At 70.0% G+C, this 23,534-nt stretch carries 27 protein-coding genes; 3 read left to right on the forward strand and 24 right to left on the reverse strand.

The window, feature by feature from the left end; translation table 11 throughout:
- Positions 1-13: 13 nt before the first annotated feature.
- On the reverse strand, positions 14-1,462 hold the full coding sequence (locus tag OG496_RS04735; RefSeq protein ID WP_405969708.1) for an aldehyde dehydrogenase family protein: 1,449 nt from the start codon (positions 1,460-1,462) through the stop codon (positions 14-16).
- 268 nt (positions 1,463-1,730) lie between these two features.
- Here OG496_RS04735 and OG496_RS04740 point away from each other — a divergent pair, with 268 nt between their 5' ends.
- On the forward strand, positions 1,731-2,018 hold the full coding sequence (locus tag OG496_RS04740) for a putative quinol monooxygenase (RefSeq protein WP_405969709.1): 288 nt from the start codon (positions 1,731-1,733) through the stop codon (positions 2,016-2,018).
- A 54-nt stretch (positions 2,019-2,072) separates the two neighbouring features.
- On the opposite strand, the gene OG496_RS04745 is transcribed toward OG496_RS04740, so the two are convergent.
- The 12 genes from OG496_RS04745 to OG496_RS04800 form a co-directional block, all read right to left on the reverse strand.
- Entirely contained in the window at positions 2,073-3,101 is a 1,029-nt protein-coding gene (locus OG496_RS04745) for a methionine synthase II (cobalamin-independent)-like protein (protein ID WP_405969710.1), read from the reverse strand.
- A gap of 3 nt (positions 3,102-3,104) precedes the next feature.
- Positions 3,105-3,596: a heme-binding protein gene (locus OG496_RS04750; RefSeq protein WP_405969711.1), complete on the reverse strand. Its 492-nt coding sequence runs from the start codon at positions 3,594-3,596 to the stop codon at positions 3,105-3,107.
- Positions 3,593-4,396, reverse strand: coding sequence for an alpha/beta fold hydrolase (locus OG496_RS04755; RefSeq protein WP_405969712.1), 804 nt, complete (start codon positions 4,394-4,396; stop codon positions 3,593-3,595). The genes OG496_RS04750 and OG496_RS04755 overlap by 4 nt, the downstream gene beginning before the upstream one ends.
- Positions 4,397-4,422: 26 nt before the next feature.
- Positions 4,423-4,794 carry a VOC family protein gene (locus OG496_RS04760; RefSeq protein WP_366492480.1) on the reverse strand — a complete coding sequence of 124 codons (372 nt, stop codon included), beginning with the start codon at positions 4,792-4,794 and terminating at the stop codon, positions 4,423-4,425.
- Complete coding sequence (locus tag OG496_RS04765; protein WP_405969713.1) at positions 4,791-5,561, reverse strand: fumarylacetoacetate hydrolase family protein; 771 nt, start codon at positions 5,559-5,561, stop codon at positions 4,791-4,793. Before OG496_RS04765 ends, OG496_RS04760 begins: the two co-directional genes overlap by 4 nt.
- A gap of 6 nt (positions 5,562-5,567) precedes the next feature.
- Positions 5,568-7,016, reverse strand: a complete 1,449-nt coding sequence (locus tag OG496_RS04770; protein WP_405969714.1) for an NAD-dependent succinate-semialdehyde dehydrogenase — start codon at positions 7,014-7,016, stop codon at positions 5,568-5,570.
- A gap of 32 nt (positions 7,017-7,048) precedes the next feature.
- Positions 7,049-7,969 (reverse strand): VOC family protein, encoded by a 921-nt coding sequence (locus OG496_RS04775; protein ID WP_405969715.1) that lies wholly within the window; start codon positions 7,967-7,969, stop codon positions 7,049-7,051.
- Positions 7,970-8,067: 98 nt separating this feature from the next.
- Positions 8,068-8,979, reverse strand: a complete 912-nt coding sequence (locus OG496_RS04780) for a LysR family transcriptional regulator (protein WP_266879392.1) — start codon at positions 8,977-8,979, stop codon at positions 8,068-8,070.
- 199 nt (positions 8,980-9,178) lie between these two features.
- Entirely contained in the window at positions 9,179-10,129 is a 951-nt protein-coding gene (locus OG496_RS04785) for a sugar ABC transporter substrate-binding protein (protein ID WP_405969716.1), read from the reverse strand.
- Positions 10,130-10,179: 50 nt separating this feature from the next.
- Positions 10,180-11,193, reverse strand: coding sequence for an ABC transporter permease (locus tag OG496_RS04790; protein ID WP_405969717.1), 1,014 nt, complete (start codon positions 11,191-11,193; stop codon positions 10,180-10,182).
- Complete coding sequence (locus tag OG496_RS04795; RefSeq protein WP_405969718.1) at positions 11,190-12,692, reverse strand: sugar ABC transporter ATP-binding protein; 1,503 nt, start codon at positions 12,690-12,692, stop codon at positions 11,190-11,192. The genes OG496_RS04790 and OG496_RS04795 overlap by 4 nt, the downstream gene beginning before the upstream one ends.
- The gene (locus OG496_RS04800) at positions 12,689-13,270 is read right to left on the reverse strand and encodes a carboxymuconolactone decarboxylase family protein (RefSeq protein WP_405976560.1); all 582 of its coding nucleotides are present in this window, start codon (positions 13,268-13,270) and stop codon (positions 12,689-12,691) included. Before OG496_RS04800 ends, OG496_RS04795 begins: the two co-directional genes overlap by 4 nt.
- Before the next feature lie 234 nt (positions 13,271-13,504).
- Between OG496_RS04800 and OG496_RS04805 the strand changes: the two genes are divergently transcribed.
- Positions 13,505-13,915 (forward strand): cupin domain-containing protein, encoded by a 411-nt coding sequence (locus OG496_RS04805; protein WP_405969719.1) that lies wholly within the window; start codon positions 13,505-13,507, stop codon positions 13,913-13,915.
- Positions 13,916-14,084: 169 nt separating this feature from the next.
- On the opposite strand, the gene OG496_RS04810 is transcribed toward OG496_RS04805, so the two are convergent.
- The 9 genes from OG496_RS04810 to OG496_RS04850 form a co-directional block, all read right to left on the reverse strand.
- Positions 14,085-15,428 carry an MFS transporter gene (locus OG496_RS04810; protein ID WP_405969720.1) on the reverse strand — a complete coding sequence of 448 codons (1,344 nt, stop codon included), beginning with the start codon at positions 15,426-15,428 and terminating at the stop codon, positions 14,085-14,087.
- A 125-nt stretch (positions 15,429-15,553) separates the two neighbouring features.
- Positions 15,554-16,504, reverse strand: a complete 951-nt coding sequence (locus OG496_RS04815) for a catechol 2,3-dioxygenase (protein ID WP_405969721.1) — start codon at positions 16,502-16,504, stop codon at positions 15,554-15,556.
- Positions 16,485-17,633, reverse strand: coding sequence for a 4-oxalomesaconate tautomerase (locus tag OG496_RS04820; RefSeq protein WP_405969722.1), 1,149 nt, complete (start codon positions 17,631-17,633; stop codon positions 16,485-16,487). Before OG496_RS04820 ends, OG496_RS04815 begins: the two co-directional genes overlap by 20 nt.
- A complete protein-coding gene (locus OG496_RS04825) occupies positions 17,630-18,334 on the reverse strand; it encodes a 4-carboxy-4-hydroxy-2-oxoadipate aldolase/oxaloacetate decarboxylase (protein ID WP_399388400.1) in 705 nt (234 codons plus the stop codon). Before OG496_RS04825 ends, OG496_RS04820 begins: the two co-directional genes overlap by 4 nt.
- 2 nt (positions 18,335-18,336) lie before the next feature.
- A complete protein-coding gene (locus OG496_RS04830) occupies positions 18,337-19,086 on the reverse strand; it encodes a PIG-L deacetylase family protein (RefSeq protein ID WP_019057005.1) in 750 nt (249 codons plus the stop codon).
- 61 nt (positions 19,087-19,147) lie between these two features.
- Positions 19,148-19,798 (reverse strand): GntR family transcriptional regulator, encoded by a 651-nt coding sequence (locus tag OG496_RS04835; protein ID WP_405969723.1) that lies wholly within the window; start codon positions 19,796-19,798, stop codon positions 19,148-19,150.
- Positions 19,799-19,983: 185 nt separating this feature from the next.
- Positions 19,984-20,355 carry a hypothetical protein gene (locus tag OG496_RS04840; protein ID WP_405969724.1) on the reverse strand — a complete coding sequence of 124 codons (372 nt, stop codon included), beginning with the start codon at positions 20,353-20,355 and terminating at the stop codon, positions 19,984-19,986.
- 5 nt (positions 20,356-20,360) lie between these two features.
- The gene (locus OG496_RS04845) at positions 20,361-21,005 is read right to left on the reverse strand and encodes a tannase/feruloyl esterase family alpha/beta hydrolase (RefSeq protein WP_405969725.1); all 645 of its coding nucleotides are present in this window, start codon (positions 21,003-21,005) and stop codon (positions 20,361-20,363) included.
- Positions 21,006-21,067: 62 nt separating this feature from the next.
- Positions 21,068-21,922 carry a LysR family transcriptional regulator gene (locus OG496_RS04850; protein WP_405969726.1) on the reverse strand — a complete coding sequence of 285 codons (855 nt, stop codon included), beginning with the start codon at positions 21,920-21,922 and terminating at the stop codon, positions 21,068-21,070.
- Between the two features lie 173 nt (positions 21,923-22,095).
- Between OG496_RS04850 and OG496_RS04855 the strand changes: the two genes are divergently transcribed.
- Positions 22,096-22,899: an EamA family transporter gene (locus OG496_RS04855; RefSeq protein ID WP_405976561.1), complete on the forward strand. Its 804-nt coding sequence runs from the start codon at positions 22,096-22,098 to the stop codon at positions 22,897-22,899.
- 24 nt (positions 22,900-22,923) lie between these two features.
- Here OG496_RS04855 and OG496_RS04860 read toward each other — a convergent pair whose 3' ends face one another.
- Positions 22,924-23,067 (reverse strand): hypothetical protein, encoded by a 144-nt coding sequence (locus tag OG496_RS04860; protein ID WP_405969727.1) that lies wholly within the window; start codon positions 23,065-23,067, stop codon positions 22,924-22,926.
- Positions 23,068-23,292: 225 nt separating this feature from the next.
- Positions 23,293-23,532 (reverse strand): hypothetical protein, encoded by a 240-nt coding sequence (locus tag OG496_RS04865; RefSeq protein ID WP_405969728.1) that lies wholly within the window; start codon positions 23,530-23,532, stop codon positions 23,293-23,295.
- Between the last annotated feature and the right edge of the window lie 2 nt (positions 23,533-23,534).

Below are 23,534 nucleotides of genomic sequence, written 5' to 3' on the forward strand. Positions count from 1 at the left end.
CGTACCGACTTGCTCAGACCCCGAAGTGGATGGCAACGGTTTTGACCCGGGTCGAGAAGCGCAGGACCTCGTCACCCTGCTCCTTGTAGCCGGTGCCGGAGTCGTGGAATCCGCCGAAAGGCAGGTGCACGTCCCAGCCGGGGGTGGTGGCGTTGACCGCGATCTGCCCGCACTCGGCCTCGTCCGCGAAGCGGTACGCGGAGGCGAGGTCGCGGGTGAACACGGCGGCGGCAAGGCCGAATTCGGAGTCGTTGACCGCGTCGACGGCCTGCGTGAAGTCGTCCACGGCCCGCACGGCCAGGACCGGTCCAAAGACCTCCTCGCGCCAGATGGCCGTCTCGGCGGTGACGTCGGCGAGCACGGTCGGCTGGACGAAGCACCCGTGCGCGTGGTCGCCGTCGGTGTCCGCGTGGCCGCCGGTAAGAACGGTCGCGCCTTGTTCTACGGCCCCTGCGAGGTGGGCGAGGACGCTGTCGCGCTGCTTCGGGCTGGACAGCGGGCACAGGGTGGTCGCCGGGTCACTGCCCGGGCCGACCTTGAGGGCCTGGACCTCCGCGACCAGCAGCTGGGTGAACTCGTCGTACACCGGCCGCTCCACGACGACCCGGCTGGTGGCGGTGCACCGCTGTCCGGCCTGCCCGAACGACGCCGCCACGACGGTCCTCGCGGCGAACGGCAGGTCGGCATCCTTCAGGACGACGGAGGCGTTCTTGCCGCCGAGTTCGCCCTGGAAGCGGACGTTGCGGTCGGCGAGACGGCGACGGATGCGGCCTCCGACCTCGTTGGAGCCGGTGAAGGTGATGGCCACGATGCGCGGGTCGTCGAGGAGCGCCTCCTCGATCTCGGCGGTGCGGCCGGTGACGACGTTCAGGACACCGGCGGGCAGGCCTGCGTCGTGCAGGGCGCGGGCGAAGTGCAGGCCCGACAACGGTGTCTCGGTGGCCGGCTTGAACACGGCCGCGTTGCCGGTGGCGAGGAGTGGGGCCAGCTTGCGGGCCGGGGTGATCAGCGGGTCGTTCCAGGGGCTGATCACGAGGATCACGCCGATCGGCTCGCGCTGGGTGTGCACCCGGGTGTCGGGGCGGGCGTCGTGCAGGAGGGTGCCGTAGCCCTGGCGGGCCAGGCCCGCGTAGTAGTCGAGGAAGTCGGCGGCCTTGAGGGTCTCGCCGCGGGCCTCGGCACGGGTCTTGCCGTTCTCGGCGGTGACGTCGGCGGCGATCTCGTCGACCCGCTCGCGGATCAGCCTGGCCGCCTCCGTGAAGACACGGGCCCGCTCGAAGGGGCTGGTGCGCTTCCACACGGCGAAACCGCGCTCGGCGTGGTCGTAGGCGCGGGTGACGTCCTTGGCGGCGAGGGCGGGGATGCGCGCGAGGGGGGTGCGGACGTCGGCGGGGTTCTGCACCTCGATCCACTCGCCGGTCGCCACCCACTCTCCGCCGGAGAGGGTTTCCAGGCTTCGCATGAAGATCACTTCCTTCGTCCGCCGCGGTGCGGGTCCGCGGTCTGCACAGTCGGCGGCCACAGTGGGCCGAATGCGACAACACACCATGTGGGGGCGGTGCCACCAGCCCCGCGGAGGCAGGCATTGCTTGCGCCGCGCGCAGGTCGGCGGAGGGTTGATCCGTGCTGGAATCGGCGGGCCGCACGGCACTGCCGACACGCCGTCGGCAGCCGAGGATCCACTCAGGATTCGAGGATCCGCCGAGGATTTCGACGAGGAGAGACACGACATGGCCTACGCCGTCATCGCCCACTACTTCTGCGAGCCCGCCGACGAGGCCACGGTGCGCGCCGCGTTGCTGAAGGTGCGCGAGCTCACCCGTGCCGAGCCGGCGAACCTGGCGTACGAGGTGCACGCCGAGGCGGATGTGCCGGGGAGTTTCGTGCTGTACGAGCAGTACGCCGACCGGGCCGGTTTCGACGCGCACAAGGCCGCCGAGCACTTCAACGAGCTGATCGTGGCGACCATTTGGCCGCTGCTGACCGACCGCAGGGTGACGTTCGCCGAGGTGCTCTGAGGTTTCGTGAGACCCCGCCGGGAAGCGCGTCTCCCGCGCTTCCCGGTCCTTATGTCAGAACTCGTTGCCCCACACATACCGTGCGACCGTCTCCACCAACTCGATCTTCCGGCGCTGCTGTTCGGTGGTCAGCAACGGTCGGCTCGCCACATCGGCAAAACCCCGTGACGGTGATACGGCCCCGTCCTCCAGGTCCTTGAACTCCCCCACCGCGTCGAGCCTGGCCATCACCGTGTCGATGTCCTCCAGCTCGGCCACGGTCGCGTCGACGACACCCAGGCAGAAGTCGCGGTCCTCCGGCAGGGCCTTGACGAGGGCGAGTTCGGCCGGGGTGCCCTGGTCGAAGGGGAGGATCCAGCGGTCGGCGCCGATCTCGCCGTAGAGCCGTTCGGCGCGGGCCCAGTCGACAGCGGCGGGGGCGACTGGGCCGGGTGCGAGACCGATCCGTACGCCCTCGGGGCGCTCGTCCAGGCGTACCGCCAGGGCGTCGATGGCGAGCGCGTCCTCGAAGGAGAGCGCGCCCGGGTCTGCCGGGTCGGTGGCCAACTGGCCCAGCAGGAGCGGGTTGTTGAGCTGGATCAGGCGTACGCCCCTGGCGACCAGCAGCTCCATCTCGGCGAGGACGATCTCCGCGAGGGCCTCCCCCAACTCCCTTGCGGAGGACGGGCCGTGGCCGGGCTGGAAGGTGGTGGCGGCAAGGTACGCGGGTGAGGGCAGCGAGGCCTTCGGGGCGATCACCGTCAGTTCGGTGAGGCGTGCCGCCCAGTCCGCGAGCAGGGGGCCGTTGGCCTTCGGGAGGGACTCCGCGACCCAGCGGGTGAGACCGTCGGCGTCGGTCTCGTCCGTGCGCCGGAAACCTGATACTCCGTCAAAGACCGCGCTGCGGAAGTCTTCCCGGGGGAAGTCGCCGTCGGTGACGACGGTGGAGCGGAGCTTGCGCTGGAAGACGATCGCGTCCTTGACCGCCTGGAGCTCCGCCTCCTTCAGGGCCTCGGGGTCGCCTGCCCCGCGTGCGGCGGTGAGTTCGGCGGGGCGGACCAGGCTGCCGTGGTGGTCGATGCGGTAGTTGAACGTGTCCGCCATGGGTCAGGCGTCCTTTCCGGACGGGGACGACGGGGCCGGGGCCGACTTGCCCGCAACGCCCCAGGCGGCGAACTCCAGTTCGTAGCCGAGGGACGCGAGGACCTCCTCGGCGATCTGCTGGTCCTCGTCGGCCGTGCCGCCGGCGATGCCTAGGCCGCCGATGATCTCGCCGTCCTTCTTGATGGTGAGGCTGCCTTCGGTGGCCATGATCGGCATGGCGGCGCCGGGGAGCTGGGAGAGCTGGGCGAAGAAGACGGGCTGGCTCTCCTGCCACTTCTTCAGCATCTTGCCGGGGCGCTGCATGACGGCGGCCGTGTACGCCTTGGCGCGGGCGATGTCCGGGGTGAGCGGGCGGGCGCCGTCCGGGCGGCGGATGGCGATGGGGAAACCGCCGGCGTCCACGACGGCGACGCTGACCGCCTTCCCGATCGACTGGGCGCGCTTGTGGGCGGCGTCGATGATCTCCTCGGCGGCGTCCAGGGTGAGGCTGCTCATGCTGCTTCCTTCGGTGCGGTGAGGGTGCGGCGCAGGTGGGCGACGGCGGCGTTGTACTTCGCGGGCGTCTCCCAGTACATGGAGTGCGGGGCGTCCGGGACGATCTCCAGGTGCGAGCCGGGCAGCAGTTCCTGGGCGCGGGTCACGGTCTTCACGCTGAGCACCGCGTCCTTCTCGCCGGCCAGGAACGCGACTCTCACGCCGGAGTTCTGGATGTCGTCCAGGGTCGGGCCGTCGGTGTCGAGGTTGCGCAGGTCCTGCATCCTGGCGACGTTGAACGTGCCCATCTGCTGGAAGAGGAAGGTGAGATCGGCGCGTTCCTGCTGGAACCTCTTGGTCAACAGGCGGTCGATGACGGGCAGTTTGACGGCCTCGGCGCGGTCGGCGGCGGCGAGCTCCTTCAGCTCGGGGTGGCTGATGCCGCCCAGCGAGTGGCCGAGCACGACGGAGCCCACGCGCTCGGGACGGAGCAGTCCGGCGCGGAGCGCGGCGACGGAGCCGATGGACTGGCCGACCAGCATGGCGTCGGTCAGGTCCTCTTGGTCCAGTACGGCGACGACGTCACCGGGGAAGTCCTGCCCGTCGAACTCGGGCCTCGACGAGTTCGGAGGGATGGGTGCGTCGGACTTGCCGAAGCCGCGCAGGTCCACGGTGACGACCGTGAACTCCTCGCGCAGCGCGGCCACTTGCTGCCACCAGGCGGCGTGGTGGCCACCACTGCCGTGCACGAACAGGATCGCCGGACCGCTGCCGTGGCGCTCGTAGTAGATGGAGGTGCCGTCGGAGTCGGCGATGGGCATGGGGGTGAACTCCTGTACGCGGGTGGCTAGTTGGGGCGGCGGCCGTGGAAGACGAGCTCGATCATGGTGTGGTCGGGGTCGTGGATGTAGCAGAACTTCGACTGGTTCTCAGGGCGTTCGATCGGCCGGGTGTGCCGGATGCCCAGGTCATTGAGGTGGGCGAGGAAGTCGTCCCAGTCGTCGACCTCGACGGCGAAGTGATAGGGCGCCATGCGCTCCATCTCCTCGACCGGGGTGAAGTGGAGGTCGAAGTTGCCGCGGGTCATCAGCACCACGCGGGTGTTGGACTTGGGCATGATGCGCTTCATCCCGAAGACCTTCGTGTACCACTCGGCGGTGCGGTCGGGGTCGGTGGTGGGGAAGTTGACGTGGTGGATGTAGCGGGGTGCGCTGCTCATGACGGATTCCCTTCGCTGTGTACGGGGTTGGACAGGACGCCGATGCCGCTGATCTCGATGTCCACGGTGTCGCCGGGTTCGAGTTGGCAGGTGGACTCGGCGCCCATCCACAGCACGTCCCCCGGGTGCATGGTGATGTGCTTGGTGAGTTCGACGATGTGGTCGAAGGGGTCGAAGACCATGTCGCCGGTGGCGAACGAGGCGCGGACCTCGCCGTTCACACGGAGTGTCGTGGTCTGCGCCAGGGCATCGACGTCGGTCTCCATCCAGGGGCCCATGGGCTTGAACGTGTCGCTGTTCTTGCTGCGCCAGAACGAGCGGTCCTGGTGCTGCCAGGTGCGGGCGCTCACGTCGTTGCCGATCGTCCACCCGAAGACCGACTTGCGTGCCTCGTCGTAGGTGGCGTGCTTCAGGGTGCGGCCCATGACCGCGACGAGTTCGGGCTCGGCCTCGAAGCGGCCCTCGACCCCGGCCGGCTTGACGATGGGTGAACGGTGGCCGGTGAGCGCGTTGTTGGCCCGGTAGCCGACCTCGGGGCGGGTGGGCGTCTCGGCGCGGGCGTGCGCGATGTGCCGCGGGTAGTTCATGCCGACGGCGTAGAACACGGGCGGGACGACGACGGGCAGCCAGTGCGCGGTGGCGACCGGCACGCTGCCGATCACGGTCGGGTCCCCTTCGATCGGGGACTCGGACAGCAGCTCGATGTCCTCCTCCCCCACGCGGCCCCACACCGCCCGGCCGCCGACCGCAACTCGCGTGTACCTCATGGCGGTTCAGCCCGCCAGCAGGTGCGAGACGCGCTTGGTGATGAGGTACGCGTCGAGGGCTTCGGGACCGCCCTCCCTGCCGTAGCCGCTCTCCTTGACCCCGCCGGAGGGGGCCTCGGCGACGGAGCCGCCGCAGTGGTTGATGGAGAGGATGCCGGCTTCCAGCGCGTCGATGAGCTTCTCGGCGGTGGTGGCGGACTCGGTGAAGCCGTAGGCGGCGAGGCCGTAGGGAAGGGAGTTGGCGAGGGCGAGGGTCTCGTCCAGGTCGGTGAAGGGCACGATCGGGGCGAGCGGGCCGAAGGGTTCCTCGTGCATCAGCTTCGCGTCCGCCGGTACGTCCGTGAGGACGGTCGGGGCGTAGAAGTAGCCGTCGCGGTCGAGGCGTTGACCGCCGGTGAGCACCTTGGCGCCACGCTCGACGGCGTCGGCGACCAGAGTCTCCATCGCCTGCAACCGGCGCTCGTTGGCCAGCGGGCCCATGGTGGTGTCGGCGTCGAGACCGTCTCCCACGGTGACTTCCTGGGCGGCCTTCACGAACTCGGCGGTGAACTCCTCGACGATGCTCGCGTGGACGAAGAAGCGGCTCGGCGAGGTGCACACCTGGCCGGCGTTGAAGAACTTCGCCTGGGCCGCCTTGCGGGCGGACTTCACCGGGTCGGCGTCCGCACAGACGATGACCGGGGCGTGGCCGCCGAGTTCCATCAAGGTGGGCTTCATGACCTCGCCGGCCTGGGCCGCGAGGAGCTTGCCGACCGGGACCGAGCCGGTGAAGGCGACCAGGCGGATCCGCGGCGAGGGGATCAAGTGGGCCGAGACCTCGGCCGGTTCACCGAAGACGAGGTTGAGGACACCGGCCGGGAGTCCGGCGTCGGCGTAGCAGGCCACCAGCGCGGCGGCAGTGCCCGGTGTCTCCTCGGACGCCTTGATGACGATCGAGCAGCCGGCGGACAGGGCGGAGGAGAGCTTGCGGTTGGGGCCGCCGACGGGGAAGTTCCACGGCACGAACGCGGCGACGGGGCCGACCGGTTCGCGGCGGACCGTAAGGAGGGTGCCGGGCGCGGACGGGATGATCCGGCCGTAGGCGCGGCGGGCGTCCTCGATGTGCCAGCGCAGGGTGTCGGCGGTGCGCAGGGCCTCGGTGGTGCCCTCGCGGAGGGGCTTGCCCTGTTCCTGGGCCATGATCCGGCCGATGTCGGGGGCGCGTTCGGTGATCAGGTCGGCGGCGGCGTGCAGGATCGCGGAACGCTTGGCGATCGGGGTGTCGCGCCAGACGCGGAAGCCGTCGGTGGCCGCGTCGAGGGCTCGGTCGAGGTCGGCGGTGGTGGCCAGGGGTACGTCGCCGATCACCTTCTCGGTGGCCGGGTTCACGATCGGGGCGGTCCGTCCGGTGCCGCCCTGGCACCACTCGCCCGCGATGTACATGCGGACGGCGGGGTAGCCGTGGTCGGAGGTCATGAGTGGGTGCCCTCTCAGGCTGGGGAGGAGAGTCAGGTGGCGGGGGCGTCCTGCTGGTCGCGGTTGGAGCGCAGCGCCCAGATGTGGTGCGGCGGGGTGGTCTCGTGGACGCGGGTCTCGTAGGTGTCGTCGACGCGGTCCATGTCCGCCGCGTACTCGACGCGGCCGCCGCACGGAGCGTGCAGGAAGCGGAAGACGTTCGAGCCGACGGTGTGGCGGCCGAGCTTGCGGGCCTCCCGCCAGCCGCGCTCGATCATGTGGTTGCCGCCCTCGATGACATCGTCGAAGCCGGGGACCTCGTAGGCGATGTGGTTGACGCCGGCGCGGTCGGGGCGGTGGCACAGCAGCATGGTGTGCTGGTCGTCGTTCCCCGGTGCCTGCATGAAGACGCCCATCGGTTCGACGATGTCGGTGGGCCGGAAGCCGAGCCGCTCGGTGTAGAACGCGACGGCTTCCTCGCGGCCCTCCTTGACGATGTTCAGCGCGACATGGCACATGCGGAGCGGAAAGGCCCGGGTGAGCGGTTCCAGCGCGGTGTTCCAGCGGTCCACGTTGCCGAGTGCGTTGGCGGGCCGCGGGGTGACGTCCGCGTTCTTCGGGCGGGCCAGGGTGAGTCCGACACCGAAACCGCTCTCGTCGACGGTGTGGTGGACGCCGTCGGCGCTCGCGTGGACCTCGCGGTCGCGGCCCGCGGCGGCGACCAGCCGGGCGAGTTCCTCCGGGGTGTCGACGCCCCAGACCACCTCGCGGATGGTCGGCCCGGCCTCCACCGGCGGGGGCAGCAGGGGGCCGGGCACGGTGTCCAGGTGGAGGGTCTGCCCGGTGAGGGTCTCGAACACCGCGTGCTCCTCGGTCCGCTCCAGCAGGAACAGCCCGAAGTCGCCGAAGAAACGGACACATTCGTCTACGTCGTCGATCCCGTAGGTGACGGATTCGATTCTCTGGATTCCCATGGATGCCTCGTTTCGCGGGTCGCCCGGCGAGCCTAGATTTCGGGGCGTGAAGGCCTCAATGGTCCGGGCTCGTCTGAATTCGCAATCGTTTCTTGCGACTACGACTCGATGGCCGGAATGGGGTTCTGTGAGAACCATTCGGCGAGGAAGTCCAGGAACACGCTGACCTTGCGCGGGGTGGCCTGACCGGGGCCGTAGATCGCGAACAGGGGGCGGTCGGGGACCGCCAGCTCGGGGAGCAGGACCTGGAGGGCGCCGGTCATCAGGTCGTCGTAGGCCGGGCGCTGGGGCAGCAGGGCGATGCCGCGGCCGTGGACGGCGGCCTTCTGGAGGGCGATGTACGAGTTGGACGAGAAGGCGATGTTGCGGATCTTGTGCAGGGTGGAGGCGTGGCCGTGGCCGATGCGCCAGACCGGGTCGTTGACGTGGACGAGGCAGTCGTGGTGGGCGAGGCCGTTGGGCTCGGTGAGCGGGCCGCCGCGCTCCAGGTACTTCTCGGAGGCGCAGAGCACGAAGGGCAGCGAGGCGATCTTCTTGAGGCGCACGCTGGAGTCGCGCAGGTCACGGGTGTGGAAGGCGACGTCGAATCCGCTGTCCAGGAAGTCGTACGTCCGGTCGGACATGCCGCCCAGTTCGAAGCGGACATGGATCTTGGGGTGGGCGGCGGAGAAGGCGGCGATCGCGTCCCCGAGGTCCAGGCTGCCTATCCACTTCGGGCAGATGATGCTCAGGGTGCCCTCGGCGCGGTCGTGGAGGTGCGAGATGACGGCGTCCTCGGCCTCGATCTCGTCGAGGATGCGGGCCGCGAACTCGGCGTACTTCAGCCCCGGTTCGGTGAGGCTGACCGAGCGGGCGGTGCGGTTGACCAGGCGGACGCCCACCTGCCGCTCCAGCTCGGCGACGTGACGCGACACGAGCGACCCCGACGAGCCCAGCTTCTTCGCCGCGCCGCTGAAGCTCCCGGCCTGCGCGACGGTGACGAAGCTGTGCATGAGGAGCAGTCGATCCATGATTCCTCCGGAGGCCCACGCATGCCGGGGGTGGGCCCCGGCGGCGGTGCCGGTCGTACTGATGGGTCCGACCCCTGCCGGGATGTCCTGGTGGCGGCTCCACTTGGACGTTCCGGCGGTGTGACGGACAGGCGGCTCGGACAACGATGAGACAGGTGTCGCTCCCGGCACCGGACCCCGCTGCTTCAGGCGGCACTCGTCACTTCGGGCAGTACTGGGGGGCCTTGCTCAGGTTGTCCTTGGTCACCAACAAAAGAGGAATGTTGGCAATTTTGTCAACCTTTTTCTTGGCCAACAGACCGACCGCGTTCTTCACCGCGGTCTGTCCTATCGCCATGGCCGAGTTGGCCACCGTGGCGGAGAGCCGTCCGTCCTTGACGGCGGCCAGGCCCTCGTCCGTGCCGTTGGCGGTCACGATCTTCACGTCCTTCTTGCCGGCCGCGTCGAACGCCTTGCGGGCGGCCAGCGCCATGTCCTCGGAGGCGACGAACGCGTACTGCAGGTCCGGGTGGGCCTGGATCATGTTCTCGGCGACGTCCTGTGCCTTCACCGGGTTGAACATGCCCGGCTGGTTCGCGACCACCTTCGCGGTGCTGGGCAGTGCCTTCGTGAAGCCGCCCACCATCAGGTCGGAGGCCGCGCCGGGCGCACCCGCGATGACGCCGACCTGGATGCTCCTGCCGCCCGCGTCCTGCGCGATCCAGCCCGCGTCCAGGGCACCGAGCTTGCCGAGATCGACGACGGCCGCGCCGAGGATGTCGTTCACGTCGCTGGTGGCCACGGAGGTCAGATAGATCGGGATGTTCGCGGCCTTCGCCTTGGCGATGTCGCCCTTCAGCGCGTCCACGTTGACCGTCTGCACGATCAGCGCGCTCACGCTGCGCGAGGTCATGTCCTCGATGTTGGACAGCTCGGTGGTGGAATTCTGGTGCGAGTTGGCGGTGAAGACCTTGGCGTTCTGCGTCTTCGCCTCCTGCTCGACCGCTTTCTGGAGACAGCTGTGGAACTCGGTGTCACCACCGTTGACGAATCCGAGGGTGACATCGCCGGAACTCCCGCTGTCGTCGCTCGCCCCACAACCGCTCAGTACGAGAGTGGTGCCGGCGAACGCGGCGAGCATGGATCTGCGGGAACGGAGCGAAATTCTCATGGTGAACCGCCTTTATGGGTACAGGATTTGGACGCGGTGAGTGAGACCGGTCAATGCCGTGCGGAACGTGCCTTGTGCATCTCGTTGGCGACGGCCGCGATGAGCAGCACCGCGCCGACGGAGACCGACTGGTAGTTGCTGGAGACCTGGAGCAGGTTCAGCGCGTTGGCGACCACGCCGAGGAGGACCACGCCGAGCGCGGTGCCGACGACCGTGCCGTAGCCGCCGGCCAGGGCGGTGCCGCCGATGACGACCGCGGCGACGGCCTGGAGCTGGAGCGAGAGTCCGCCGGTGCCGGGGCTGCTGCCGCTGAGCCGGGACAGCAGCATCAGGCCGGCCAGCCCGGACAGGGCGCCGGTGAGGGCGTAGAGCGAGAGCTTGCGGGCGGTGACGTTGATGCCGCTGAGCCGGGCGACGTGCTCGTTGCCGCCGATGGCGAAGGCGTCGCGGCCGAACACGGTGAACCGCATGACCAGAGCGGTCGCCACCAGCACGAGGATCGCCACGACCAGCAGATACGGAACCCCGAGGATCTTGTTGTTACCGAGGGCGAACATCCTGGTGCCGATGGAGACGCTGACGCTGTCGAGCACGAGCAGGGCGACGCCGTCCAGCAGGGTGGCCGTCGCCAGCGTCGCGACGAACGGGGCCACGTTCGTGAACGTCACGACCACCCCGTTGACCAGACCGATCAGGGTGGCCAGCACCAGCGAGACCACGACGGTGAACGCGGTGGAGTGGCCGTGGGCCAGCAGCTGCGCCCCGACCGCGGTCGTCACGGCGACGTTGCTGCCCATCGAGAAGTCCATGCCGCCCGCGGTCATCAGCAGCGTGAGTCCGGCCGCGATCACGGCGACGACGCTGACCTGACGCAGGATGTTGATCACGTTCGTGTCGGTCGCGAACGAGTCGGTCCGCAGCGAGGTCGCCACGATCACGACGATCAGGACGGCGATCAGCCCGGTGTGCGGGGCCCCGCACAATGCCGCGAACGAGAAGCGGGAAGGGGCTCTCCCGGGTGGGTCGTCGACGCCGGGGGCGTCGGGAAGTGTCTTGACGCTCACTGCGGTTGACCTCCGAGAGCGGTGGCGACGAGTTCGTCGTGGGTGATGGCGTCGATGTCGTGCTCGGCGACCGTCCGGCCGGCGCTGACGACCACGACCCGGTCGGCGAGGCGCATGACCTCCTCGGCGGACGAGGAGGCGAGGAGTACGGCGACACCGCGCGAGGCCAGGTCGTCGACGAGGGCGTGGATGTCGGCCATGGCCGCGATGTCGACCCCGTTGGTGGGGTCCTCCAGGAAGCAGGCGACCGGCTCGGTCTGGAGCCACTTGGCGAGCAGCACCTTCTGCTGGTTGCCCCCGGACAGCGCGCCCACCGGCGGGTTCCCGGCGAGTGCGACCACGCCGTAGCTGCGGCGCAACGGGGCGGCCCGGCGGGCGAGTTGAGCGCGTCGGTGTGTCCGGCGGCGGGCGAAGCGGTCGCCGGCCAGCATCAGGTTCTCGTCCAGGGACAACTCCGGGACCAGGCCGAGGGCGCGACGGTCGCCGGTGACGCACCGCAGGCCGCTGGCGAGCGAGGCGTGAACTCGGCCGAACGGCACCGGAGTTCCGTCCACGGCGAGTCGGCCGGTGTCGGGGCGGCGGCGCCCGGAGAGCACGTCGAAGAGGCGTGACTGCGCGTCCCCGGCCGGTCCGAGCACGGCGACGATCTCGCCCTTGCGCACCTCGACGGTGAAGCCCCGCACGGCCCGGCCGTCGGTGAGACCGCGCACCGTGAGCCCGATCTCGTCCTTGGGGGCGGGCCGTTGGGTCCGCTGCGAGACGACCTCCCGGCCGACCATGCTGCGTACGAGACCTGCGGCGTCGAACTCGGCGGCCGGGGCGCTGCGTACGACCGCTCCGTCGCGCAGCACCGTGACACGGTCGGCGACGGCCAGCACCTCGTCGATGTAGTGCGAGATGTAGACGACGGCGACGCCCTCGTCGCGCAGGGTGCGGACCAACTCCCTTATCTGCTGCGCCGCTTCGGCGCTCAGACAGGCGGTCGGTTCGTCGAGGATCAGGATGCGGCCGCCGCGGCGGACCTCGCGCGCCACCTCGACCATGGTCTGCTCGGCGACGGTGAGCGACCCCGCGGTCCGCGTGACGTCGATGTCGATACCGAGGGCCTCAAGTGCCTTCCTGGCCTCGGAGTTGACCGCCTTCCAGCGCACGGCCCCGCCGCGCGTCGGCAGGTCGCCCAGCATCACGTTCTCGGCGACGGTGAGCCCCATCGCCAGCTCCCGGCGCTGGGGCACCGACGCGATGCCGAGCCGGCGCGCCTTGCGGACCGTAAGTCCGTGCTGCGCCTGCCCGTTGACCTCGACGGTGCCGGCGTCGGCCTGATGAACCCCCGAAAGAACCTGTACCAGCGTCGACTTGCCGGCCCCGTTCATGCCCATCAGCGCGTGGACCTCGCCCGGGTACAGATCGAGGTCCACACCCTTGAGCGCGGCCGCGCCGCCGAAGCTCTTGGTGACTCCCCGGACGCGAAGTACCGCGCCTCCCCCCGGAGTTGTCACGGCCGTGACTCGGTGCCGTCGGCGTCGTCAGAGCTGTCCGGGGCGATACGGCCGTAGCCGCGGATGTCCGGGAACGGGGGTTCCCTGTCGGCCTGGAGGTCCACCTGGAAGGTGTTCAGGCACATGCCGAGCATGGTGAAGTTGCCGAGCGCGCCGATGGTGTCGACCAGGCCCTTGGAGCCGAAGTACTCAAGTGCAGCGGCGAAGGTCTCGTCGGTGACGAAGTGGTCGTCGAGGATCTCGCGGCAGAACCGGTAGAAGACCTGGTCCGCCTCGTTGTCGAAGACGGCCTCGCGCTTCTCCGCGATCGCCTTGACGGCGGCCTCCGGGATGCCGGCCTCGATGGCCTGGTGCACATGGGCGTTCCAGGAGTACTGCGCGTCCCAGTTGCGGGCGGCCATCAGCAGCGTGAGTTCGCTCAGGTGCCTGGGGAGGCTGGAGTCGAAGCGGGCGAAGGCGCCGAGGGATTCGGCCCGTTCGCACATCTCCGGGCTGTGCAGCCAGACCCGGAAGGGGCCGCGGACCCCGCCGCGCCGGCCGGCGATACGGGCGGCCAGTTCCTGCTGGCGCGGGTCCATTTCCTCTTCGGTGAGAACGGGGAGCCTCATGGGGCCTGTACCTGCCTTTTCTTTCCGGCGCGTTACGTGCACGGTTCGTGAATCCGTGCGATGCGTGCCGACGGTACAGGCGGGTCCGGGAAGCTCACCCCCCTGGAAATGCAAGGTAAAGCTGCACGCCAGAGGGCACCCATTCCCGCGCGCGGGGCCTAATGTCATGCGACGCAGAAGCGTGTAAGCGGAAAGGAAATCCGGATGACCACGATCATCAAGGTCGCGTCCGTGCCCGTGCTCGACCGGGGCGGTGCCGTCGTCACGACGCCTCTCGTCACGACGCCGTCGGCGGGCGGGGAGAACCGGATCACCAGTGGGATGAGCGTGTATCCGGGCGGCTCCGGGGCGCCGTTGCACTCGCACAACTGCGACGAGCACGTGACCATCCTGGAGGGCCGCGCGGAGGTCGTGGTCGACGGCGAGGTGACGAAGCTGGAGCAGTACGACACCACGTACGTCCCCTCGCCGATCCCCCACCTGTTCCGGAACATCGGCGACACCCCGCTGCGCATCCTGTGGGTGTACTCGTCGGGGTACGTCACGCGGACGTTCGCCGAGACGGGGAAGACGGTGGAACACCTGTCGGCGGAGGACCAGATGGGCAAGGACTGAGGCACACCCTCGTCAACCAACCCGCGCCTGCGCCCACTTGGGCAGCAGGCGCTTCTTCGTGTCCGGACAGGTCGACATGTCCGCACAGACACCGACGCCGGCCCCCGCATCCCCTGCGGTGGCCGGCGTCCGGTCCTCGTCCCCGCGCACCCGGGACAGGTGTCCTGCCTCAGTGACTGGCGACCAACTCCTGCTCCACGCCGGTCCGTTCACCCTGCTTCGAGCTGCGCAGCGCCGCGATGCCGATGAACACCATCGACGAGAGACCGGCGATGGCGAAGGACGTGAAGCCCCAGTCGCCGTTGCCCGAGGCGAGGAGCTGGCCGCCGAGCCACGGGCCGAAGACGGCGCCGAAGCGGCCCATGCCGGAGGTCCAACCGACCGCTGTGGCACGGTTGTCCGGGGTCGAGCGGATGGAGACGGTCGCGTAGATCATCGTCTGGGCGCTGTTGAGGAAGACGCCGGTGAGGAAGACGACCAGCATCGTCACCGCCTGGTTCATGTGGACACCGAGCAGGAAGACACCGACGGCGGTGAGCGCGAACCAGATCGCCGAGATGCGCGGGGCGCCGAAGCGGTCGGCGGCACGACCGGCGACGAGCATGCCCACGATGCCGCCGAGGTTGAACACGACCACGAACGTGAGGGCGTTGGCCAGTTCGTAGCCCTCGGCGCGCATCAGGGTGGGCAGCCAGGTGGCGACGCCGTAGACGAGGAGCAGGCCGCCGAAGGAGGCGAACCAGTACAGCAGGGTCTGGAGCCATTCGCCGCCGCGGAAGAGGGCGAGCAGGGCGTCCCAGCGGTCGGCCGCGGTCTTCTTGCCTGCCGCGGCGGGCAGTTGGACCTCGAAGCGTTCGGAGAGGGCGTGGGCCTCGTCGGTGCGGCCCTTGGCGACGAGGAAGCTCAGCGACTCGGGCAGGAACTTCAGGAGCACCGGGACGAAGAGCAGCGGGAGGACGCAGACCCAGAACGCGGCGCGCCAACCGACCGGGTCCACCAGCCACTTGGCCACGTAGGCGGAGAGGATGCCGCCGGCGTGGTGGGCGGTCATCAGCATGCCGATGGTGAGGGCGGTCCGGCCGCGCGGGGCGTAGTCGGAGACCATGCTGATCGCGGTCGGCAGCAGACCGCCGAGGCCGACGCCGGCGAGAGTGCGCCCGAGGCCGAAGACCTCGACGCTGCCCGAGACCGCGCAGATGCCGGAGGCGAGCGAGAACAGCGTCACGCAGCCGATCATCAGCTGCTTGCGGCCGATCCGGTCCGCGACCGTGCCCGCGGTGAGGGCGCCGACGAGCATGCCGAAGGTGGCGTAGCTGCCGAGGTCACCGGCCTGGTCGGCGGTGAGCCCGAAGGTCTTCGTCTCCAGCAGGTGCGGCAGCACCGAGCCGTAGATGAACATGTCGAGGCCGTCGAAGAGCACCGCCAGCCAGCACAGACCGATGACCAGGAGGGCCAGTCTGCTGGCGCGCGCGGACACGGCGGGCGACGGGGATGGGGAGGGGGAGGAAGACATCGTTGGTTACCTCTCGTGCTTGGTGCGCTAGACGCTAAGGAGCCACCCCCCAGATAGTCAACGTTTTTGTCAACAATCTCATCGACAATCGCGTGGGGGTGACTCCGGTGGGTCCTGCGCGCCGCTCAGCCGACCGGCGGAGTCCCGTGCGTGTGGAAGGACTCGATGGTCTTCAGGCCCCAGGCCTGCCCCTTCTTCCGCTCCTCCTCGGTCCAGGTGATCAGCGGCCAGTCGGGCGCCAGGACGAGTCGGGTGAGCGGGTTGCACAGTTCGATGCGGTTGCCGCCGGGCTCGTAGACGTAGAGGAAGAACGTCTGCTGGATGGCGTGCTTGTGCGGGCCCGTCTCGATGAACACACCGGTGTCGATGGCGAGATCGGCCGCGCGCAGGATGTCCTCGCGGGTGTCGGTCGCGAAGGCGATGTGGTGCAGCCGGCCGGTGGAACCGGTCCAGTCCTCGGTGTAGACGACGTCGTACGACTTGTTCGTGTACGTCAGCCAACGCGCCGCGATCCGCCCGCTGTTGAGCCGGATCTGCTCCGTCGGCCGGGCGCCCAGCACCTGTTGCTGGAACTCGGCACTGGACAGCACGTCCTCGGCAAGGAAGTTGATGTGGTCCAACCGCCGTACGCCGACGCCCCGGTTGGGCTTGGCCTGCGGCTGGTTCTTCAGCGCCGGCTTCAGCTCGTCGGGGGCCTGGTAGTACTCGCTCTCCCAGTACAGGGCGTGCTCGTGGCCGTCCGGGTCGGTGGTGACGTAGAGCTTGCCGAGACCGGGTTCGTCCTCGACCCACCTGCCGGTGCCGCCCGCCTCCTCGATCGCCTTGATACGGCGCTGGAGGGCCTCCTCGCTGGAGGTGCGCAGGGCGAGCCGGCCGAGGCCGGGCTGTGCGCGGGCGGTGAGGACCAGGCTGTGGTGCTCGTAGTCGTCGTAGGTCCGGAGGTAGACGGTGTCGCCGTCCTGGCCGTTGACGGTGAGGCCCAGGTAGTCGGTGAAGAAGGCGACACTGGCGTCCAGGTCCGGGGTGAAGAGCTGGGCGTGGCCGATATGGGCGATGTCACCGAGCGGCGGAGCCATCGTTGCCTCCAAGGGGGCGTGCGGGTGCGGGAGTTGGGGCGGTGTGGGTCGGTGCGATGTCGGCGGGTCGGGGGAAGACCGTGCCGTCGAAGATCTTGCGTGCGGTGCGGACGACCGCGGTTCTGCGGACCACGGGAGCGGAACCTTCGGATCCGGCGTCCACGCTGGTTTCGATGTCCAGGAATCCGCTGGGATGCTCGATGCGAATCCGGTCACCCTGCACGGGGATGTCCGCGATACCCTCCCCCACCCCTCCTGGCAGGAGCAGCCCCGCCGCCACGCTCGCGGCACCCAGGACGCCGATCGAGGTGTGGCAGCGCACGGGGATGAAGGTCCGGGTCATGACGGCGCCGCCCTCCCCGGGCGGTGCCAGCAGGCTGAGCTTGGGCACGGTGGTGCCCTCGACGTCGCCGAGGCCCATCCGTTTGCCGGCCTCCAGGCGGATCTTCCGGAGGCGATCGGCGAGAGCGAGGTTCTCTTCCAGGTCCTTGGGGTTCTCGTAGCCGGTGACGTCCAGTGCGGCGGCCGGGATCAGGACGACCGGCATGCCGTTGTCGACGCACGTCACCTCGATGCCGGCGATGACGTCACGGATACGGCCCGTCGGCAGCAACGGGCTGCTCCCCTGCGGGAATTCGATCACCACCGGTGCCGCGGTGCCGGGGACGCCGGAGATCTCCGCGGTGCCGGAGTAGTCGACGCGACCGCCCGGAGTCGGGAAGCTCGCGATCGCCAGTTCCCCGGTGTTGAGCATCCGGATGCGGACGGAGGTCTCGCCGTCACCGGGGGCCACGAGCCCCCGCTCCACGGCGAACGGGCCTATTCCGGCGAGGATGTTGCCGCAGTTCTGACGGTCGGTCACCTCGGGGCGGTCGACGGCGACTTGCAGGAACAGGTAGTCGACGTCGGCCTCGGGGTCGGCCGAGGCGGAGACCACGCCGACCTTGCTGGTGAGCGGGTGGGCGCCGCCCAGGCCGTCGATCTGGCGCGCGTCGGGGCTGCCCATGACGCGCAGCAGCAGGTCGTCGCGTTCGGCCGGGGCGGCGGGGAGGTCCTCGGCGAGGAAGTAGGCGCCCTTGGAGGTGCCGCCGCGCATCAGCATGCAGCGGACCTCCGCGGGCCCGGTCACGACCCGGCTCCGGTGTACTCCTCGTACGACCGGTACTCGACGCCGAGTTGCTTGAGGGTGTCGCGCAACCCGTAGCGGTCCAGGCCGAGTTGGCCCTCCAGGAAGGCGGCGCGGGTGGCGGCTTCCTTGGCCTCGCGGGCCTCCGACTTCTCGGCGGTCTCGCGGGCCTTCTCGCGCGGTACGACCACGACGCCGTCGTCGTCGGCGACGATCACGTCACCGGGGCGGACGACCTGGCCGTCGACGGCGATCGGCACGTTGACCGAGCCGCCGGTGGCCTTGACGGTGCCCTGGGAGGAGACGGCGCGGGACCAGGCGGCGAAGCCCATGTCGCGGAGTTCCTGGGTGTCACGGATGCCGGTGTTGAGGACGACTCCACGCACCCCGCGCTGCTGCAACGCGGTGGCGAAGAGCTCGCCGAACAGGCCGTCCGTGCACGGGGACGTGGTGGTGACGACGAGGATGTCGCCCTCGCCGCACTGCTCGACGGCAGCGTGGATCATGAGGTTGTCGCCGGGCCAGCTGAGCACGGTGACAGCGGTGCCCGCGACCCGAACTCCCTGCTGCACAGGGCGGATCGACGGTCCGAGCAGACCGGTGCGGCCCATGGCCTCGCTGACGGTGGCCACACCGAAGGCGGCGAGTGCCTCGACGTCCTTGGCGTCGGCCTTCGGGGGGTTGGTGACGATCACGCCGCCCATGGTTATGCCAGCTCCTTCGCGATCTGCGGGTACGGGCGCATGTACGCCTCGGCCATCGTCTTGTGGGCCAGGCCCAGGTTCGGGCCGGCGTTGCGCTTGAGCTGGACGCCTCGGCGTACGGCCAGGTCGGTGTAGTAGTCCCACAGGTGCTGCTGGGCGCCGAGGCACTCCATCGCCTTGCGCTTGGTGTCCCAGACCTCGGTGATGTCGAGCAGGACCTCGGGCTTGAAGCCGCTCATCTCGGGCTGGTGCGGCTCGAAGTAGAAGACCGGCGGGGCTCCGATGATCTCGCCCTCGCCGGGGTAGCCGATGGCCTGCGCGAGGACGCGGGCCTCCAGCGCCATGCGGTTGGCGGCCGGGTGGTCGCCGTTGTACGGGTCCTCGGTGGGGTGGGTGAGCACGACGTCGGGCTGCGTGGCGCGGTAGACCTCGACGAGCTTGTCGGTCAGCTCGGCGGTGGCGACCAGGGGATAGTCGCCCGCGTCGAAGAAGCGGACCTCGGCACCGAGGGTGGCCGCGGCACGCTCGGCCTCGTCCCGGCGTATCGCCTTGATCTCGTCCAGCTTCTTGCCCTCGCGCCAGGCCTTCGCGGACTCGCCTCGCTCGCCGAAGGTCAGACAGGCGATGGTGACCTTCTCGCCGCGGGCGGCGGCCAGGGCGATGGCTCCGCCCGCCCGCCAGACGAAGTCCCCGGCGTGCGCCGTGACGACGAGTGTCGATCGTGGGGTGGCGGGCGCGTTGCCGTGCGTCATGAGTCGAATCTCCTTGATGGACAGGTGTGCGCCCGCCCCCGGTGCGCCGATGCGCCGCGCGTCAGTCGCGCAACGCCCCGATCACGCTGGTGAGATGGGCGCGGACGGCCGCCTCGGCCGCCTGCGGGTCCCTGGCCGTGATCGCCTCGATCATCGCCAGGTGCTCGCTCAGGGACTGCTGCGGACGCCCCGGCCGCAGCGCCAACTGGAAGCGGTGACGCACCAGTTGGGCATTGAGCCGCTCCAGCAGGGCCACGGCCGTCTGCTGGCCGGAGAACTCCCGTACCTTGTCGTGGAGTTCGTGGTTGAGCTCGGAGTAGGTGACCGGCTCGCCGTCGGCCACGGCCTTGGTCATGGCCCGGCCCAGGTCCGCCAGTTCGGCCAGCTGGTCGTCGCCGGCCGCGACGGCCGCCTTGGCCGCGCACAGTCCCTCCAGGACCATGCGGCACTCCGTGATGGCGACCGCTTCCTCCACGGTCACCACCCGCACCCGGGAACCCCGGTTGCGGATCCGCTCCACCAGCCCCTCGGCCGCCAGATCGATCAGCGCCGCCCGGATGCTGGCCCGCGTCACATCGAACTGCTCGGCGAGTTCGTTCTCCACCAACCGCTGCGCCGGTGCCATGTCGCCCTGCAGGATCGCCTGCCGCAGCTGCGTGAGCGCATGCTGCTTGGCCTGCTCCCCGGTGCTCGGACGGGCTTCTTTCGGCATCGTTGCCCTCCCTGAGTGAGTGCCTGTCGAACCTAAATCTAGCCAAACAAGATTGTCAACAATTTTGTCCGCTGTATTGCACGCATGCTGCTGCCCATACTTACCGCAGACACGTCACTGCCCGCCCATGGACCGGCCATGGACGGGCAGTGGACAGCGGATTTCCCACGACCTTCTCATACTGTCTACGGCGTGTGACGGCCGCAGCTCATCGACTTGCCGTCCTTCGTCCCGCACCACTCCTGGTAGCCCGAGGTGAAGGAGCCCGCCCACTTGTAGTGGTCGTCGGGCAGCTTGTCGGGCGTGTAGGCGCGGTAGTTGGCCGCGTCCTTCTTGTCACCCGAGCCGTCGTAGGCGACGAGCTGCGGATACGGATAGACGGGCCGCGTGTACTCGACGGTGGGCGCGCTGCTGCTCGCGCTCGCGGAACCCTTGGTGTCTTTGGTGTCGCCGCCGCCGAGTTGGCCGCCCGCCGGTCCGCCGGGCTGGTTGCCTCCGCTGGTCTTGGAGGCGATGACGGCACCGGGCGTCCCGCCGGTCTCCCGCCAGGAGATCAACTGGCTCAGCAGGTCGAAGCTGTCGGGCCCGTCACCGCTGCCGCAGTGTAGGGGTACGTCGGCTCGGCGCCGTAGAAGGCCTTGGTGATCGCCTTGGCGGCGGTGGCGAAGGCATGCTCGGAGCGGTAGCCGAAGTCCACCTTGAGCTGGGGGTTCGTCGCCCAGACCTCGGCGGAGCCACCGCCCGTGCCGGAGGTGGGGACGTGGCCCTGATTGTCCTGGCCGAGGGCGAACGAGCCGTCGGTGACGGGGGCGCAGCCGGTGGAGGCGGCGGGCTGGGCGCTGACGCCGACCATCCCGCAGTAGCCGCCGCAGCCCTCCTGGAGGTAGCGCTGCCGGTACATCTTCGTCGGCAGCCGCAGTTCGAACTGGATCTGCCGGGCGACGGTGCCCTGGACGTCGCAGTACTCGTACGCGTTCGAGTCGCTCTCGGCCACCACGCTCGCGGAGGCGACAGAGGTCGCCGCGTCGTCGAGCGGGCCGAAGTTCCTCCGCAGCAGGTCGGCACAGGAGATCCTCGCGGTCGCATCGGCGTCCGCCGAGAACGTGTCGGGCAGCAGCGCGAGGCCGGTGATGAGGGCCGCGACGACGACGGCCACCAGGATGACGATCCTCGTCCGCTTCGACGAGTGGGCTCGACCAGGGCTCATGGTGTCAGCGTCGAGTCAGCCCCCGGCGGAGGCCACCACCGTGGGCCACAAGGGTGACAGGCTCAGGCCTCGCGGTAGAGGGCGGTGAGCAGTTCCAGTACGGCCTGGGTGGCGGGGTGCGGGTCGTCCTTCCACCAGGCGAGTCGTACGGCGACGGGCTCACTGTCGCGCACCGGGCGGTAGACGACTCCGGGCCTCGGGTACTGGTTGGCGGTCGACTCCGCCGTCATGCCGACGCTGCGGCCGGTGGCGATCACGGTGAGCCAGTCGTCCACGTCGTGGGTGTCCTCGGTCGCCGGGCGCGAGTCGGGCGGCCACAGGTCGGCGGTCGTGGTGCCGGTACGGCGGTCGACGAGGAGGGTGCGCCCCGCGAGGTCGGCCAGCCGGACCGAGCGGCGCCGAGCGAGGGGGTCGTCGGAGGCCATGGCGCACAGCCGTCGCTCCAGCCCGACGATGGCCGACTCGAACCGCCGGTCGTCCAACGGCCTGCGGACCACGGCGAGTTCACAGGCGCCTTCCCCGAGGCCGGCGGTGGCCGAGTTGACGCGGACCAGGTGCAGGTCGGTCTCCGGGTGCGTCCGGCTCCAGCGGCGCTGGAAGGGGAGCGTGTGCCGGCCGAGCGCCGACCAGGCGTAGCCGATGCGGAGATGGGTGTGGCCCGAGGTGGCGTCGCGGACCAGGTCGTCGACCTCGGCGAGCACCCGCCGGGCGTGTGCGACCACCCGCAGCCCGGTGCCGGTCGGGGTCACCGCCCGCGAGGTGCGCCTCAAAAGCCGTACGCCGAGGGCGCGTTCGAGCGAGGCGAGGGTGCGGGAGACGGCGGCCTGGGAGACGCCGAGCGTGGCGGCGGCGTCGGTGAAGGTGCCCTCGTCGACGATCGCGACGAGGCAGCGCAACTGCCTCAGCTCCATATCCATGACTCCAGCGTATAGATCGTCCCGCTGTTGCATTTTGCGCATGTGCCGATCAGGCGCACGATCGGAGCATGCCTGAAGTCGCCCCCGCACGCGCCTCCGCCTCAACTCCCCTGCCTGCCAAGGTACTTGTCGCCCCGCAGCCGTCCCGGGTGGGCCTCCTCGGGGTCGCCACCATGGCCGGCAGCGGTCTGTCCAACCAGCTCGGCGCGGCGATCGGCTCCCTCGCCTTCCCGGTCATCGGGCCCGTGGGGGTCGTCGCGGTGCGCCAGTACGTCGCCGCCGTCGTCCTGTTCGCCGTGGGCAGGCCCCGGTTGCGGGAGTTCACCTGGCGGCAGTGGTGGCCGGTGCTGCTGCTGGCCGTGGTGTTCGGGACGATGAACCTGTCCCTGTACACGGCGATAGACCGCGTCGGGCTCGGCCTGGCGGTGACGCTGGAGTTCCTGGGGCCGCTGTCCATCGCGCTGGCCGCGACCCGGCGCCGCACGGACGCCTGTTGTGCGCTGATCGCGGTGGCGGGCGTGGTGACCCTGATGCGGCCGCGCCCCTCGGCCGACTATCTGGGCATGGGGCTCGGGCTGCTGGCCGCCGGGTGCTGGGCGTCGTACATCCTGCTCAACCGGACCGTCGGCCGCCGCATCCCCGGGGCGCAGGGATCGGCGACGGCGGCCGGGGTGTCCGCGCTGATGTTCCTGCCGGTCGGGATCGTCGTCGCGGTCCGGCATCCGCCGACCCTCACAGCGGCCGCGTGCGCGGTGGCGGCCGGGGTGCTCTCATCGGCGGTGCCGTATCTGGCCGATCTGTTCACGCTGCGCCGGGTGCCGGCTCCGGCCTTCGGCCTGTTCATGAGCGTCAACCCCGTGCTCGCCGCCGTGGTCGGGTGGATCGGCCTCGGGCAGCGGCTGGGCTGGGCGGAGTGGGCGGGCATCGGTGCCGTCGTGACCGCGAACGCGCTGAGCATTCTCACCGCGCGGGACTGAACAGCCGAACCCCGCCCGTCCTTGTCATTCGGCGATGACGTCGCCCATGTCGCTGCTCTCCCGCCACTCGCTGAGCAGCGCGTGGAACTCGATGGGTCCGCCGCCGTACGACTCGCTGCGCTCGGAGGCCCGCCGAAGCCGCCGCCGACGATCGCGACCTCGACACAATCGGAGAGCGGTTCGCGGGTGACGTCGGTGTCGGCGTAGGGGTCGTCCGCGTAGTAGCCGAACTCGCCGGTGGCACCCCGGTATTGGGCGCAGCCGTCCGGTCGGATACGCCGGTCGCGCTCGGCCCGGTACCTGGCGCGCAGCACCTCCGGGTCGCAGCCGAGGTCGGTACGACAGGGCCGGACGCCGGTGTCCGTGGGGTGACCGGCGTCCGGGGCGGAGCCGTCAGTGCCGCATGTGCCGGCGGACCCACGCGGCCTGCCCGCCGTCGACGAGGAGGTCGGTGCCGGTGATGAACTGGGCCTGCGAGCCGGTGAGGACGCCGTGCGCCGCGTAGCCCTCGGCGGTCAACGCGGCGACGGCGCGGTCGAGTTGACCGCTTGAGACGTCGGCGAGGAACAGGGTGCGGCCGCTGCCGAGGCGACGCGCGATCGCCGTCCCCCTGCCTCCGGCACCGGTGACCACGA

Origin of the sequence: Streptomyces sp. NBC_00988 (genome assembly GCF_045162645.1) — a bacterium.
Lineage (GTDB): Bacteria > Actinomycetota > Actinomycetes > Streptomycetales > Streptomycetaceae > Streptomyces.